The organism is Nostoc piscinale CENA21, assembly GCF_001298445.1.
Lineage (GTDB): Bacteria > Cyanobacteriota > Cyanobacteriia > Cyanobacteriales > Nostocaceae > Nostoc_B > Nostoc_B piscinale_A.
The window spans coordinates 531,663-548,232 of sequence record NZ_CP012036.1 but is presented as its reverse complement, the minus strand read 5'-3'; the positions used below and the strand labels follow the sequence as shown (position 1 = coordinate 548,232).

The following is a 16,570-nucleotide window of genomic DNA, read 5'->3' as shown; positions in this document are numbered from 1 at the left end:
CATAGAATCTTGGAAAAAATGCCCACTTGGGCTAAAAATAAAAATGAGAAGAGTTGATAAAACTTTAATTTCTACTTAACAGAGGGGTTCTAAATTATGGATATCGATTTTCGTGTAGCGATCGTTTTAGCTCCTATAGCTGTTGCTGCTGGCTGGGCTTTATTTAACATCGGTGCCGCAGCTTTGAGACAAGTTCAAACCTTTTTGAACAGAGAAGCATAAATATAAATTTACATTATCACCTTACAACCGGCTGTTTCTGGTAAATCTGGGCAGTCGGTTTTGTCAATAGTAAGCAGGCAGAAGTAAATAGTTTATTACTCAGCACTCAGCAACGCCAGTTGCTTCAAGTCGGCGGAGCCGCCCAACGCACTGGCTCCTCAGCACTCAGCACTCCCAACTCCCCACTCCCCTTCCAGTGAATATCGATTCTTTACTTCAACCTTTGCAACATTTTGGTGTGAATCTGGGACTGTCGCGTATTGTCAAACTATTGGCAAACCTGGGCAACCCTCATGAGCGGATATCAGTGATTCATGTTGCGGGGACAAATGGTAAAGGTTCTGTCTGCGCTTATCTCTCTTCAGTACTTACCACAGCTGGTTATCGGACAGGGCGTTACATTTCTCCTCATTTAATTGATTGGACAGAACGGATTTGTATCAATGAACAGCCAATTTCTGCTGAAGAATTGAGTCAACTTGTACAAAAAGTCCAGGTGGCTGTTTCTCCTGATGATGAATATCCCACTCAGTTTGAAATTATTACTGCGGCGGCTTGGTTGTATTTTGCCCAGCAGCAAGTTGATATTGCAGTGATAGAAGTTGGTTTAGGCGGACGTTTAGATGCGACTAATGTTTGTTCTGAACCTTTGGTGACCGTAATTACTTCCATTAGCCGCGAACATTGGCAACAACTAGGCCCCACAGTAGCCGATATTGCCAGAGAGAAAGCCGGAATTATCAAGCCTGGGTGTCCGGTTGTTATGGGTTCATTGCCAGCCGATGCCGAAAAAGTTGTGCGATCGCGTGCCGAAGAATTACAATGCCCAATATTTACACCCCAACCTGCACTGCAAATCTCTCCCGACTGGGCAGAATATCAATCACTTCAATATCCTCCAAATTCAATTCAATATCCTTTACCATTACAAGGGCAAATTCAATTAACTAATTCAGCTTTAGCTTTAGCAACCTTAGAAATTCTCCAACAACAAGGTTGGCAAATTTCTGAATCAGCCATCATCAATGGTATGGCAAACACCAAATGGCCAGGAAGAATGCAGTGGCTAACTTGGCACAATCATAAATTATTAATTGATGGCGCACATAACCCCGCAGCGGCTCAAGTCTTACGTAATTACGTAGATAGTTTAAATCCCGGAAATGTAACTTGGGTAATTGGTATGCTCTCCACAAAAGACCATGCTGAAATTTTCCAAGCCCTGCTACAAACCAACGATAAATTATATTTAGTACCAGTACCAGATAATAATTCAGCTAATCCTATAGAATTAGCAAATCTGGCTAATAATATTTGTCCAAAACTCAAATTATGTCAAACCTACCCAGATGTATCATCAGCATTAGCATCAGCTTTTACTAATACAAACAATGTAGTAGTTTTGTGTGGTTCTCTTTATCTAATCGGACACTTTTTAGGAAGCTTAAATCCTGTATAAACAAAAAGATTTCCGACTTCTTCAAGAAGTCAGAAATCTGACACTTTCAAAATTTACTGATTATTCCACTGTTGTGCAGCATCTGCAACAGCTTGATCAACAGTTTTTTTGACCTAACATAGCTGCTTGCAAGTTCTCATAAATTGCCTTTTGCAATTTCTTGAAATCCTTTAATTTTGGAGTTAAAACTTCAGCTTGTTGTAACTGAGTTGCACTAATAACTCTAGCTTTTTCAACCGTAGAAGCATTAGCTGGCATATCTTTAAAGTAACTATCAGATAATGCTTTAGTAGTTGAAGGTAAAACATTTGCTGCTTTAGCAAATGATAATTGATTTGCGTCATTTGTGACAAATAAAGCAAACTTAGTAGCAGCTTCAGGATGTTTGCTGGCGCGAGGAATAATAATATTCATCACTGCCACATTTTTCTTACCTGTATCACCAGTAATTTGTGGTGCAATAGCAGAAGCTTGAGCAATTTTTGGGGCATTATTAGCTATTGTTTTGAGAAATTCTGGCCCTGAAGCTAAAAATGCAGTTTCACCAGATTGATATAAATCAATAGCATGACGATGACCTTGGGTTAACACTTCTTTTGGTAGTAGTCCTTTTTTGTACAAATCAACCCAATATTGAAATGCGGCTTTACCTTGTGGTGAATTAAAAGCGGCTTTACCGTCAGCATCAACTAAAGTCACTCCCATTTGTACCAAAGACTCCATCACCTCCCCGGAATCTTGCGGTACAAAAGTAATAAAAAAGGCATATTTACCAGTTTTATTTTTGATTTGTTGTGCTACCTGTGCTAATTCTACGTAGGTTGTCGGTGGTTTACTGATACCTGCCTGTTTTAATAATTCAGTGTTATAAATAGTTAGCCTTGTTGTGAGATACCAGGGAATTCCGAAACTTTTGCCATTGAGTGTGCTGGCTTTCCAAATGTTTGGTAAATAAGTTGATCGCACATCTTGAGGAATTGCCGTATCTAAGTCTAACCAAGCATTTCGTCCTGCTAGTTGGGATGCAAAATCTGGATTGAGGTTAACAACATCAGGTGGCGTTTTTGCGGAGACAGCTGTTAGAATTTTGTTCTCCATAGCTGCCCAAGGCACATCAACCCAGTTAACTTTTACACCGGGATTTTGTGACTCAAAATCAGAAATCAAAGTTTTAAAGTAGTCAGTAAATTGAGGTTGGAGTTGCATTGTCCAAAACTCAATGTTGGCTGCTTCTGTTGTCCCTGGTTTTGGACTTGTACCAACGTTACCTGTGCTGCAACTAACAATCCAACTAGTCAATAAACCAATTATTGCCCAAGCTGTTAGTTGTTTGAATTTTTGCAATCGAATCATTTTACCAGTATTTTCACCCTTGATAGAAATGAAAAGCTTATGGAGAATTAACGAGATTATAGGCTAAATCAATTACCCGTAAAGACGCAATATACTGCGTTGACAAATTAAATTTTCTATTTAGTAGTCCGGCGGAACTGTGGTGAAAAGCTTCAATAGTCTGTTTGGCAAATCTAATAAAGGGGTTGGCATCGAACTTGCATCAGAACGGGTAAACATCGTTCAGTTACGCAAGCAGCGCCAAGGTTTAAAACTAGAATCTTTTACATCTGTTCCTGTTCCCGAAGGTGTGGTGACAGATGGTCAAATTACTGACCCCCCGACAATGGCGCAAATCATTCAGCAAGGATTAGCTGAAAGTAAAATCAAGGCTTCTCGTGTTGCTACCGGTGTACCTGGACGAGATTCTATCGTACGTCTGATTCCAGTGCCAGCTGAGTTAGATGACAAAGAATTACGGGACATGGTGTTAAATCATGAAGCTGGCTTGTATTTACCATATCCGCGTGAAGAAGCTGATGTAGATTACCAAAAACTTGGGTACTTTGTAGATGAGGACGGCATCGAAAAGGTACAGGTATTATTAGTAGCCACCCGCAAGGAGGTGACTGATACATATTTAAGTACTTTTGAGCAAGCTGGATTGCAAATCGATGTTTTAGAGATTAACAGTTTTGCGCTGATTCGGACAATCCGCGACCAACTGCGGCAATTTGGCCCACAGGAAGCGGTGGTACTAGTTGACATTGAGTTCGACAGTACAGAAATAGCCATCATTGTGAACGGAGTACCTCAATTTTCACGGAATGTGCCAATTGGTACTTATCAAATGCAAGAAGCCCTCGCTAGGGCGATGAGTGTACCTACGTCACGGGATATGGAACTTTTACGGGAAATGATTATTCCTGCAACTCCTATGGATGGTGGGCAAACTGGGGTGACAGGAATCAATCCTGGGATGGCAGCGATGATGAGAGTTGTGGGAGAACTAACAGATGAACTGCGTCGTTCTATCGATTTTTACTTAAATCAAAGTGAAAATTTGGAAATCGCGCAGATCCTCTTGGCTGGGCCGGGTGGCGGACTGCAACAGCTAGATGAGTTTTTCACACAACGCTTAAGCTTGCCAACTGCACAAGTAGATCCGGTGGGGGGATTGTCTTTGCAGGTTGATGAACAAAAATATCCAGCTTTGGAACGTTCTGGTTTAGCGATCGTACTTGGCCTCGGAATGCGGGAGGTGTAACGGGATGTACAGTTTAGATGTTAACTTTCTCAAAGACCGCCCAATTTATCAAAATAAGAGTGACAAAAAAGCGGCTAAAAAGCTTTCGGTTGGCGATCCGAAGCCAATTTTTTTAGGAGTTGGTTTGGGCTTATGTTTACCGATTTTTGCTGGGGCTGGTTGGTGGATACTGCAAGGTAAGAATGGTGAACTAGAGCAGAACATAGCACAGTTACAGCAAGAAGTCACTAGATTAGATTCAGAAATAGGAAATATTAACAAAATCAAGGAAGAAACAAATGCAGTTAAAGGGGAAACTCAAAGTTTAGTAACTGTATTTGACCAAATTCGACCTTGGTCAGCGATGTTACAAGATTTGCGCGATCGCATTCCAGCTACAGTACAAATTGAGAACGTCAAGCAAATTCCACCCATTCCAGCCGCAGAAGGTCAGCCACCCGCAAATCCGGCTGGTGGTATCGAAATCACCGGAGTCGCGCGGACTTTTAACGATGTCAACGATTTCTTATTGAGTCTGCAACAATCTCAATTTTTGAAAGCTTCCGAAAGCAGAATTACTGGTGCAAACTTAGTAGATGCACCATTACCACCAACTGCGAGTACATCTAAAGTTCCCATCAAACCGCCACAAATAGTTAAATACACAATCCAATCGAGTTTAAGTGATGTTCCTGCTTCCGATTTAATTCGGGAGTTAGAACAAAAAGGCACGGTAGGATTAGTAGCTCGAATTCGCACTATGCAACAAACAGGAGTCATCCCGAAATGACGCTGAGTGAAGATTTGAATTTTGCAGATCAGGGTGAGGAATTTGACTCAGGTGCATCGCCCTACCCCGTCATCTTTGGTATTTCCTTCACTCCCCAAATTATTGGAGCTATAGCAGGGGTAGTAGGTCTTGCTGGAGCCTTATTTATAGTGCTGAACTTTGTTATGCCAGCATGGGATACCTATCAGCAGCAGCAGGCAAAAAGTGGAGAATTGCAAGGGCAAATTGACCAGAAAAAAGCCACTCTGAAACAAATTGACCAAGTAAAAAAAGATTTAGCTGATGCTAAACAACAGCAAATTCAGGTGTTAGGTTTATTTGCTAATGAAAAGACTTTAGATACTCTGCTGTTAGATTTAAATCGGTTAATTGAGTCTGGTAATGCTCAAGTTTCTCCCAATGCAGTCAAAGCCAAACTCCAGAAGTTTTCCCCTGCTACTAGTAAAGCTGAACCGATTACAGATGGCTCTTTGGGTGTAGCAGTGAATAACAAACTGAAACGCATAAGTATCAATGTCGAATTTGTTGGTACTTATGAACAAACTCAATCTATTCTGCGGAATATAGAGCGTTTACAGCCTTTGTTAATCGTTAGAGATTATCAGTCAGTATTGGCTCCGGTACAAACTACAACCCAAACAGGTAAAGCCATACTTCAAGTAGGACCGCCACCTCTAACTACATCTTTCCAGTTGCAGGCTTTGATGCCACTTACACCAGAAGACTTAGCCGCACTTGCTCCGAAAGAGCCTCCTAAGAAGTAATAGCAGTGCTAAAGTACTTTTTCTCAAAAATTGTTGCTTAAAAATGTTTATAAAGTGAGGAATGAACTGTGAAACAGCTTCACGGTAATAGCTTAATATTGGGTGCTGCTGCTTTAACATTTTTGGCAGCTCAACCAGGGTGGGCGCAGGTAACTCAAGTTAATGATGTTAAGTTAAATGCTGTTGATGGTGGCATTAACGTAGTTTTAAAAACATCTTCAACTTCTCGCCCGCAGGTTTTTACAACCAAAAGAGGTAAAACCTTAGTTTCTGATGTGATTAACGCTCAACTACGATTACCAGGTGGTAATAACTTCCGTCAAGATAAACCTGCATCGGGAATTGCTTCTGTTGAAGTTGTGCAGCTAGATGCTAATAGCATTCGAGTTATCGTCACTGGTGATAACGATGCACCTAGCGGTCAACCAGTAGTACGCAAAGATGACAGAATCACCCTTGGCTTTACACCATCCACAGGTACGGTAGCTGCAACACCAACAACGCCAACAGTACCTGCAACAAATGTGCCTGTGCAACCAAGCCAAAGGCCAGATGTTCTGGTTCCTAACCCAGAAATTAGTATTGATGGCAGACCAGCCCAAGCGGCAGGCCCTGGTCAACCTGTCAGCCAAGCACCGCCGTTCTTGCCCAGAGCCGTGGCTCCACCAGTGGGAGACATCGCCGTTTCCGCCACAGATGCTTCTCCGAGTGTAATTGATTTAGGAACCCAAGAGCGTGTTCCAAGGCTGGTGTTACGAGATGCACCAGTGCGAGAAGTATTATCACTTTTGGCCCGTGCAGCTAATCTCAATTTGGCTTATATCAGTGGTGATCCTGCTGGGGGTCAGCAAGGTGCTGCTCCTGCCAATGCTGCTCAAACAATCTCTTTGGATATAGAAAACGAGCCTGTGCAAGATGTGTTTAACTATGTCTTGCGTTTAAGTGGGTTAGAAGCGAATCGGAATGGTCGTACGGTTTTTGTAGGGCCGAGATTACCTAATTCAACTCGTGATGTGATTGTACGTAGCTTGCGACTGAATCAGGTCAATGTCGGAGTTGCTTTGAACTTTTTAGTGGGGATGGGAGCTGAAAGTGCTGTCACCAGAGAACGGCAAGTAACTAATGTGACTGCTGTGCCTGTGGGTGGTAGTGCAGCTCCAGTAACTCAAAGTCAGACAACTACAGAAACAAGAATTGAACGCCTCACACTTGATGATTCTAAATACACAACACCTTTGCTACGAGGTTTACAAGCATTAGGTGATGAGCGGACAAATTCTATAACATTGATTGGCCCTGCCAAACAAATTAATATAGCAATTTCTCAACTAACTCAACTTGATGTTCGTCGTCGTCAAGTAGTAGTCAATGTCAAGATTATTGATGTTAACCTTTTAAACACCCATAACACTAACACTAGTTTCTCTTTTGGGGTTGGCAATAATTACTTTACTAATGATGGTGGTGCAGCAGTTCTAAATTTTGGTGGTTCTAGACCAGCTACTAGTGCTGAGACAGCAAATAACTTAACTGGTACTCCCGTTACTAGTAACCCACTTCAAGGAGGAAACATTTTTCTTAACACAACTAATCCGAATACCGGGACTCCCAATGCTGGTGTAAGCACTAATCCATTACAACCAGGACTGACAGCATTTACACAAGGAACTCCAGGAACAGTTACTGCTGTCCCCACTGCATTTGATCCTGTTACTGGTGAACCAACCAGATATACTAACCAAATCACTGGGCAGACACCAGATACCTACACATACGGACTGCCTTCTTTATATCAATTTCCTAAACGTTTCTTGGCTAGTTTGCAAGCTCAGGTGACAAGTGGCAATGCTAAGATTTTGACTGACCCGACATTAATTGTGCAAGAAGGTCAGACTGCCAATGTTAACCTGACTCAAGAAGTAGTAGGAAACATTAGAAATGAAATAACTCGTGGTAGTGATACTGCTGTACAGACTGTTACTGCTGAAAAAACAAGTGTGGGTTTAACATTAGCTGTCAAAGTTGACAGAATTGATGATAATGGTTTTGTTTCATTATCTGTAGCCCCTATTGTTAAAGCTCCCCAATCTTCCGCAGAAATTAATGTTGGTGGTAATAGTCAAAGTATATTTTTAGTCTCTGAACGATCGCTCAATTCTGGCTTGATTCGTTTACGTGATGGTCAGACCTTAATTCTCTCAGGGATTATTCAAGACCAAGACCGGGTAACTGTTTCTAAAATCCCTATTTTGGGAGATTTACCACTGATTGGTTCATTGTTTAGAAGAACAAACAAAAACAATCAGCGCAATGAGGTAATTGTATTACTTACACCTCAAGTTATGGATGATTCGGAAAATTCTTCTTACGGCTACAATTACACTCCTAGCCCAGAGGTGCGGAATGTGCTTGAGCGTCGTGGTTTTGGTGCGCCTAAGCGGTAAATTTTAGTAGGTTATAGGTTATAGGTGACAGGTTATAGCACCAAGAACCCTGACTTCTTGAAGAAGTCGGGGTTCTTGTTCACTGCGTAAGTTTTTAAGCTGCGACAGAGATTCTATCTTGTTCACGAGCATCGACTACTAAGACTAAGCATAAAGCTGCGATCGCTTTTTGCCATTCTTTTCTGACTGCTGTATTTACTACGCCATCAAACAACCCTATCAGGCGAGGAACTGAAGCTTCTAAAGCTGGACGTGGTACAGGACGATGTAATTCAACTAAGTGAGTTAAACTTTCTTGATTGTTCACAAAACCAATTACCCATGCTGTTGCATGATCTGGACTGTCGGGCACCCGTTTAACACCCAACTCGTTTTTTAACCAATTGTAAAAAGGTGGTAATTCTTGAGCTAAAACTGCTCCGGCTGTGGGTAATGTTTCTTTGAGCAAGTTAATATCTAAACTTGCTAATTCTTGTTTTAATTCCGGCAAAATCAACACTTCATTGAGCGATTTTGACAGTATAGATTCTAGTTGTGATTGGGAAAGATGTAGGTGTTGGGTGAATGTTGTAAGTAGCAAATTCATACTTTAAACCTCTAGAAATCACTAGTTAATTTTTGCTACCTTTTAGCAACAAAATTATTATCAAAATATAGATAAACTTTAGAAATCATTTTAGTATCTCTAGGAAGATAGCATTGTAGTTAAAGTTATAAATTCGGGTGCAATTATTTATGAAAAAAATATCCCCGACTTATTTAAGAAGTCGGGGATATAAATCTCGCAATTATTTTGTTCCTCTGCAATACTTTTCAGATAGATGAGGTGGTGATTAATTTGACGGTAGAGCTTTTTTTTCTGGTAAATATTGAGGATTATCAAGAGGTGGCTGCTGGATTACAGGTGTTTTTGCTGGAGTAATTTTGAGGATGCTTTCGGGAGCAGAAATGCTATTTTTTGATAAAAATCCTATTTCTCTTTCTAATTTTTCTCTTCCCTCACGGAAAAAGGTTGCCTCTCGTGGATGGTATATACCGTTAGCTACAGTTTCAGGAGTTTGTTGAGCATTAACTGGAGTGATTAATGACAATGCGCCTGTAGTGACTACTGTAGCTATGAGCAGGCGGGAGGCTGTGCAAGATTTTATCTTTTTCATGGTATGCCAATCAGAGCTAGACAAGATAGCATATACTGAGCATCGACGTTTGAACGCCCATGATTTGTTGTTGTGCAACCAGTTGACTTTACCACCCTGACTTCTGCTTGTAGCGAACTACGCGCTTACTGGCTGCCATCGCGTTTAGAACAAGTTTATCAGCGCGATCGCTACACTATTTCTATCGCATTACGCACCCTGAAACAACGGGGTTGGCTGGAAATTTCTTGGCATCCCCAAGCTGCACGGATTTGTATTGGTGATCCGCCGCCGCGATCGCCTGATACTTTTACTTTTAGCCAGCAACTAGTACACCAATTGGGTGGCTTGGCTTTAATTGGGATTGAAGCGATCGCACCTTGGGAGAGGGCGATTGATTTAAAATTTGCCCGTCGTCCGGGAGAATCTGCCCTATATCACTTGTATGTGGAAATTATGGGCAAATACAGCAATGCAATTTTGACTGATGCCAATAATTTCATCATTACGGCTGCTCATCAAGTTAGTGAACAGCAATCGAGTGTCCGACCGATTCAAACTGGACAGCTTTACGAATTTCCCCCAAAACTCACAGGCCCGGTTCCGAGTTTGAGCGAATCTCAAGCACGTTGGCAAGAAAGGGTGAGTTTAGTTCCCGGTGCAATTAAGCGTCAACTCATCAAAAGTTATAGCGGGTTAAGTGCATCACTGGTAGATTCTATGCTGTTATCAGCGAGTATTGCACCAGAAACAACTACTGATCAACTAAGTACTGAAGATTGGCAAAAACTCTTTGAACGTTGGCAAGAATGGTTGCAAGCTTTAGATGTCGGGAAATTCCAACCAGCTTGGACAGCAACAGGTTACACCGTGATGGGTTGGGGTGCGGTTGCGCCAGTCAAAGATACCCAAGCCTTGGTCAATAAGTATTACACAGACCAACTCAACCAACAGGTATTTGCTCAATTGCGCCATCAACTCAGTCAGAAGTTACAGAATATTCTGGCGAAGTTAAAAATCAAAGCCCAAGCCTTTACAACCCGTTTACAGCAATCAGATCAAGCTGATGATTATCGTCAAAAAGCAGATTTGTTGATGGCTAACTTGCAAAATTGGCAACCGGGAATGCAAGAAATCACTCTACCTGATTTTGAGACAGGGGAACCAGTAGCGATCGCACTTCAGCCTGATAAAAATGGTGTGCAGAATGCTCAAAATTTTTACAAGCAGCACCAAAAACTCAAACGCGCTCGTTTGGCAGTGGAACCGCTATTATTTGACGTGCAATCTGAGATTGATTATTTAGAGCAAGTAGAGGATGCGATCGCGCAAATCGAAAACTACGAAACAGCCGAAGATTTGCAAGCTTTAGAAGAAATCCGCGATGAGCTAATTGGACAAAAATATTTAGAAGATCCACAATACCGCGATCGCAGCATTAACGAAACTGCTATCACCAACTTCCGCCGTTATCGTACTCCTAACGGTTGGGAAATCTTAATTGGTCGAAATAATCGCCAAAATGACCAATTAACTTTTCGGATCGCCGGAGATTATGACTTGTGGTTCCACGCCCAAGAAATTCCCGGAAGCCATATTCTCATGCGTTTAGAGGCGGGGGCTGTCCCCGACACAGATGATTTGCAATATGCTGCCAACCTCGCCGCCTACTACAGCCGCGCTCGCCAAAGCGACCAAGTACCAGTAGTCTACACTCAGCCCAAGTACGTCTACAAACCCAAAGGAGCCAAACCAGGAATTGCTATTTATAAACAAGAGCGCATTCTCTGGGGAAAACCACAGTTAGTCAATAGTAATTGAAGAAGGCAGAAGGCAGGAGGCAGGAGGCAGAAGGCAGGAGGCAGAAGGCAGGAGGCAGGAGGCAGGAGTTATCAATTGCTATTCTTCCCCCTTGTCCCTCTTGTCTCCCTTGTCCCCCTTGTCCCCTAAATCCCCTCTACCTTCCGGGTTAGTTGAAATATTCTCAAAGATAGAAGCCCATCCGAAATGGCTTTATCTTTTTTTAGTGAATTTTTAAGAAAAAACTGTGTTGGCTGTTACAATATTGTTAAGAAAAGTTGCCCGTTGCATTTTGGGAACGCGCAATCGGGTTTTAACTCTATTGAGAAGACAACGCGAAAAACATTTAATTGACCAGCTGTGGGAGGCTGGTCTTTTTATTTCCAAATGCTTACTACTAAATATATCTTTTGGCACTGGTGAAATAACTGAGAAAAATACCATGATGCTATCTGGCAGATGACTGAAAAATGTTGACTTGATGACATTTGCAGTTGTCAAACAATTATCCAGAACATCATTTAACCGGAGGATGCTGTGTGAAAATTGGCGCTCACTACTTAGGTAACGGCGAGTGTGAGTTTACTGTTTGGTCTCCCACCTTAAACAGCGTTGCGGTAGAAATTTTAACGCCAGAACCGCAGTTAATTCCGCTAAAACCGCAAGCAGATGGATATTGGCAAATAAAAGTCAATGATGTGTATCCAGGTACACTGTATCGATATCAATTAAATGGGCAAGAAGCTTTTGCTGACCCAGCTTCGCAGTTTCAACCCCAAGGCGTTCACGGTGCTTCTGTGGTTGTAGATCATCAGTTTGAGTGGACAGATACAACCTGGACGGGTGTTCCATTAGAATCGATGATTTTCTATGAACTCCATGTAGGGACATTCACACCGGAAGGAACCTTTGCTGCAATTATTCCCCGTTTACCAGAACTGCGGGAGTTAGGAATTAACGCGATTGAAATTATGCCCATTGCCCAATTTCCGGGCGATGATCATATTCAGTCTGATTTGGCATATCGTAACTGGGGATATGATGGCGTTTATCTGTATGCGGTACAAAATTCCTACGGTAGTCCCGCCGATTTCAAACGCTTTGTGAATGCTTGTCACGCAAATGGTATTGCTGTAGTGCTGGATGTGGTTTATAACCACTTTGGCCCAGAAGGTAATTATATGGGTCAGTTTGCGCCCTATTTTACTAAAACTTATAAAACACCTTGGGGCAACGCGATGAATTTCGATGATGCTTATAGCCAAGGTGTGCGAAATTATTTTATTCAAAATGCTTTGTATTGGTTGGGAGACTTTCATATAGATGCTTTGCGGCTGGATGCAATTCAAGCAATTTATGATTTGGGTGCAAAGCATTTTTTATGGGAATTGGCGGAAACTGTGCATAACTTCTCTGGTGGAGGAACATGGAAACGCCATTTAATTGCAGAAAGTGACTTGAATAACCCGCAAATTGTGCGTCCGCCAGAATTGGGAGGATATGGAATTGATGCACAGTGGAGTGATGATTTTCACCACGCATTACATACATTGTTAACTGGCGATCGCCAAGGGTATTATCAAGATTTCGGTAAGTGTGCCGATTTAGCGAAAGCTTACCAAGATACTTTTGTCTATGATTGGCGATATGCGCCCCACCGTAAGCGTTTTCATGGGATATCTTGCCGCGATCGCCCATTATCTCAGTTTTCAGTTTGTATTCAAAATCACGACCAAATTGGTAATCAAATGAAGGGAGAACGCTTATCTGAGCGAATTTCCTTTGCTGGTTTGAAGTTAGCGGCTGGTGCTGTGTTGTTATCACCTTACTTACCGTTACTATTCATGGGTGAAGAATATGGCGAAACTGCACCCTTTATCTATTTTGTCAGCCACTCTGACCCTGAGTTGATTCAATCTGTGCGTGCTGGACGCAAGCAAGAGTTTGAAGCGTTTCACTATGCAGAAGACCCACCAGATCCCGAATCTGCACAGACATTTCTGCGGTGTAAACTTAACTGGGAATTGCGTCACCAAGGACAACACCAGGTTTTATGGAATTGGTATCGTCAGTTAATTAATTTACGCCAAACTCATCCCGCGCTGTTGAATTATGACCGCGACAGTATTGCAGCAACCAGTGATGAAGACAAAAAATTAGTTGTAGTGCGGCGTTGGTGTGAGTCGGATGAAGTGGTATTTGCGATGAATTTTAATTCCTCATCGGTGGCGGTGAGTTTACCAATTCAGCAAAACGCACGTAAATTATTAGACTCAGCCGATGCTGTATGGTCTGGTGAAGGTTCTCAAGCTGCTGACAAACTCGCGGTTGGAGATGAGATTGTGTTGGAGGCTATGAGTTTGGTTTTGTATGAGGTTTTTTAACGCAGAGGTGCGCTGAGTTCAACGCGGAGGGGCGCGGAGTGTTTTTTTCCTACACCTCTTTTTCGGCCTATTTAAGTAAGTCGGTGGGAAAAAATCAAACTATATTAAGAAAAATTAATTAAGCTAAAATCCTCTTTTCTCCTGCCTTCTGCCCCCTGCCTTTTCCTAACTACAATTATTTACACTGTTCTACTTATATCAAGTAAAAGTATTATGCGAATCCCAAAAGTAACTTATAGAATTCAGTTTACACCCCAGTTTGGCTTTGAGGATGCTAGAGCGATCGCATCCTATTTATCAGATTTAGGTATTTCTGATTTGTATGCTTCGCCGATTTTTAAGGCGAGAACTGGGAGTACACATGGTTATGATGTTGTGGATGCTGCACTGTTAAATCCGCAATTGGGAACTCAGGAAGATTTTGCGGCTTTAGTGGCAGAATTACAAGCTTTGGGGATGGGTTGGCTACAAGATATTGTGCCGAATCACATGGCTTATAGTAGCGAAAATCCCTATTTAATGGATGTGTTGGAACATGGTGCAGATTCTAGCTATACCGATTACTTTGATGTTTGTTGGAACTCGCCTTTTGCTAATAGTCAAGAGCGTATTCTTGCACCATTGTTAGGAGATTTTTATGGCGAAGCTTTAGAAAAGGGAGATATTCAACTCCAATACGAACAGAATGGTTTAACTGTTAACTATTACAGTTTAAAATTACCATTGCGGTTAGAATCTTATAGCAAGTTTCTGACTTACAATCTTGGTAAACTCACCCGCACACTGGGGAGAAATCATCCTGATTTTATTAAACTTTTAGGCGTTCTCTACGTTCTCAAAAGTGTGCCTTCAGAAGTTACTGGTAAACAGCGTCAAGACCAAATTGCTTTTATCAAAGGTTTGATTTGGGAACTCTACAGCACTAATGATGATATCCGGGAATTCATTGACGAAAACCTAAAAAGTTTTAATGGCAAACCAGGTAATTCTGAAAGTTTTAACTTACTTGATGACTTACTCAATGACCAGTTTTATCGTCTCGCTTTCTGGAAAGTTGGCGCTGAGGAAATGAACTACCGCCGTTTCTTCACTGTTAATGAACTCATCTCGGTGAAGGTTGAAGAAATGCGCGTGTTTAACAACACTCATAGTTTAATTCATAAGCTGGTAGAGGAAGGTGTATTCACTGGCTTAAGAATTGATCATATTGATGGACTATATAACCCAACGCAGTATTTAGAAAGACTGCAAGAAAAAATGGGTGATGTTTATATCACAGTTGAAAAGATTTTAGAACTTACGGAAGATTTACCAAACAACTGGCAGATTCAAGGCACTTCGGGATATGACTTTTTGAATTATGTCAATGGAGTATTTTGTCAATCTCAAAACGAAACAGCATTTGATAAAATCTATCATTCATTTATAAGTTCACGCGTTAATTATCCATCACTAGTTAAAGAGAAAAAACATCTCATCTTAGAAAAGAATTTAGCAGGTGATGTTGATAATTTAGCTAGTTTGTTAAAGAATATTGCCAGCAAATATCGCTATGGTAATGATTTTACATTGAATGGTCTGAAGCGAGCGATCGCAGAACTTCTGACATTATTCCCCATCTACCGTACTTATATCACGCCCGATGCAATTTCCGATAACGATAAAGCTTGTATTCAACAAGTAATTAATACGGCGAGAAAACAAGTACCCCTGTTGCAACATGAAATGAACTTTTTAGAAAAAGTCTTGCTGTTGCAGTTTGATGAATCTCTCAGCCAAACAGAAAAAGAACAGTGGATTTATTTTGTCTTGCGGATGCAGCAATACACTGGCCCACTCATGGCTAAAGGTGTGGAAGATACTACTTTATATGTTTACAACCGTCTAATTTCACTGAATGAAGTCGGCGGAAATCCCAGTCATTTTGGTATTACTACCGAGCAATTTCATCACTTTAATCAACAACACCAACAGAACTGGCCTCACACCATGAACGCCACCGCAACCCATGATACCAAGCGCGGCGAAGATGTGAGAGCGAGGTTAAATGTGTTGTCAGAAATTCCTCAAGAGTGGGAACAACAGGTAAATCACTGGAGTGAACTGAATCAATCACATCGTAGCTTAGTCGATCGCAACGATGAATATTTCCTTTATCAAACCCTAGTTGGTGCGTTTCCCTTTGCAGAACATGAACAAGCCTCTTTCGTGGAACGGGTGCAAGAATACATGATTAAAGCCATCCGGGAAGCAAAAGTTCACACCGCATGGTTACGCCCTGATAACGAATATGAAGCAGCTTGTACAACCTTTGTGCAGAAAATACTTGACCCCAAATTATCACGGCAATTTTTAGATAACTTCCGTCCATTTCAACAAAAAATTGCCGAATATGGCATATTTAATTCTCTTTCCCAAACCCTCCTCAAAATTACTGCGCCTGGTGTTCCCGACTTCTACCAAGGAACAGAACTGTGGGATTTCAGCTTAGTTGATCCCGATAACCGCCGTCCCGTAGATTTTGAATTGCGACGTAGTTATTTGAGTACTATCCAAGCGCAAATCAAAACCGATATTCTCAGCTTGATTCCCGAACTCCTAACTCAGAAAACCGACGGTAGAATCAAACTGTTTTTAACACTGCAAGCACTCAAAGCCAGAACAAAATATCTCTCATTATTCCAAAACGGCGAATACCAACCTCTGGAAGTCCACGGAACTCACGCCAACCATATCATCGCCTTTGCCCGCCAACATAACAAGCAAACCGCGATCGCCATTGTTCCCCGCTTCCTCACCAGCCTCACCCCACCCGGAAAACTCCCACTAGGCGAGTCAGTATGGCAAGATACACACCTAAAACTCCCCGCCAAAACTTGGCAAAACCTCCTCACCCACCAAACCCTACAAACCAGAGATACTCTCCCCATCGCCACCGCCCTCTCCCACTTCCCCGTAGCCTTATTAATGACTGAATAACTCTTCCCTTTGCA

Annotated in this window: 11 protein-coding genes and 1 pseudogene; 9 read left to right on the top strand and 3 right to left on the bottom strand. The window is 41.8% G+C overall.

Annotated elements, in window-relative coordinates; genetic code table 11:
* Nucleotides 1-96 precede the first annotated feature (96 nt).
* Both ACX27_RS02445 and ACX27_RS02440 read left to right on the top strand, forming a co-directional pair.
* Nucleotides 97-222 (top strand): photosystem II protein Y, encoded by a 126-nt coding sequence (locus ACX27_RS02445; RefSeq protein WP_062287947.1) that lies wholly within the window; start codon nucleotides 97-99, stop codon nucleotides 220-222.
* A 196-nt stretch (nucleotides 223-418) separates the two neighbouring features.
* A complete protein-coding gene (locus ACX27_RS02440) occupies nucleotides 419-1,681 on the top strand; it encodes a bifunctional folylpolyglutamate synthase/dihydrofolate synthase (protein ID WP_062287944.1) in 1,263 nt (420 codons plus the stop codon).
* A gap of 53 nt (nucleotides 1,682-1,734) precedes the next feature.
* Here the strand turns inward: ACX27_RS02440 and ACX27_RS02435 are convergent.
* Nucleotides 1,735-3,034 (bottom strand): annotated as a pseudogene (locus ACX27_RS02435) (ABC transporter substrate-binding protein).
* Nucleotides 3,035-3,173: 139 nt separating this feature from the next.
* Between ACX27_RS02435 and pilM the strand changes: the two are divergent.
* The 4 genes from pilM to ACX27_RS02415 all read left to right on the top strand — a co-directional run bounded on the left by pilM (nucleotide 3,174) and on the right by ACX27_RS02415 (nucleotide 8,257).
* Nucleotides 3,174-4,280, top strand: a complete 1,107-nt coding sequence (gene pilM / locus ACX27_RS02430) for a type IV pilus assembly protein PilM (RefSeq protein ID WP_062287941.1) — start codon at nucleotides 3,174-3,176, stop codon at nucleotides 4,278-4,280.
* 4 nt (nucleotides 4,281-4,284) lie between these two features.
* A complete protein-coding gene (locus ACX27_RS02425; protein ID WP_062287938.1) occupies nucleotides 4,285-5,049 on the top strand; it encodes a PilN domain-containing protein in 765 nt (254 codons plus the stop codon).
* Nucleotides 5,046-5,813 carry a GspMb/PilO family protein gene (locus tag ACX27_RS02420; protein ID WP_062287935.1) on the top strand — a complete coding sequence of 256 codons (768 nt, stop codon included), beginning with the start codon at nucleotides 5,046-5,048 and terminating at the stop codon, nucleotides 5,811-5,813. The genes ACX27_RS02425 and ACX27_RS02420 overlap by 4 nt, the downstream gene beginning before the upstream one ends.
* Before the next feature lie 68 nt (nucleotides 5,814-5,881).
* Nucleotides 5,882-8,257 carry a type IV pilus secretin family protein gene (locus ACX27_RS02415; protein WP_062287932.1) on the top strand — a complete coding sequence of 792 codons (2,376 nt, stop codon included), beginning with the start codon at nucleotides 5,882-5,884 and terminating at the stop codon, nucleotides 8,255-8,257.
* A gap of 94 nt (nucleotides 8,258-8,351) precedes the next feature.
* On the opposite strand, the gene ACX27_RS02410 is transcribed toward ACX27_RS02415, so the two are convergent.
* Entirely contained in the window at nucleotides 8,352-8,843 is a 492-nt protein-coding gene (locus ACX27_RS02410) for a hypothetical protein (RefSeq protein WP_062287930.1), read from the bottom strand.
* A gap of 247 nt (nucleotides 8,844-9,090) precedes the next feature.
* A complete protein-coding gene (locus tag ACX27_RS02405; RefSeq protein WP_062287926.1) occupies nucleotides 9,091-9,414 on the bottom strand; it encodes a hypothetical protein in 324 nt (107 codons plus the stop codon).
* A gap of 72 nt (nucleotides 9,415-9,486) precedes the next feature.
* Here ACX27_RS02405 and ACX27_RS02400 point away from each other — a divergent pair, with 72 nt between their 5' ends.
* The 3 genes from ACX27_RS02400 to treY all read left to right on the top strand — a co-directional run bounded on the left by ACX27_RS02400 (nucleotide 9,487) and on the right by treY (nucleotide 16,556).
* A complete protein-coding gene (locus tag ACX27_RS02400; RefSeq protein WP_062287923.1) occupies nucleotides 9,487-11,214 on the top strand; it encodes an Rqc2 family fibronectin-binding protein in 1,728 nt (575 codons plus the stop codon).
* Between the two features lie 518 nt (nucleotides 11,215-11,732).
* A complete protein-coding gene (treZ, locus tag ACX27_RS02395; protein ID WP_062287920.1) occupies nucleotides 11,733-13,577 on the top strand; it encodes a malto-oligosyltrehalose trehalohydrolase in 1,845 nt (614 codons plus the stop codon).
* A 213-nt stretch (nucleotides 13,578-13,790) separates the two neighbouring features.
* Nucleotides 13,791-16,556 carry a malto-oligosyltrehalose synthase gene (gene treY / locus ACX27_RS02390; RefSeq protein ID WP_062287917.1) on the top strand — a complete coding sequence of 922 codons (2,766 nt, stop codon included), beginning with the start codon at nucleotides 13,791-13,793 and terminating at the stop codon, nucleotides 16,554-16,556.
* Nucleotides 16,557-16,570 lie beyond the last annotated feature (14 nt).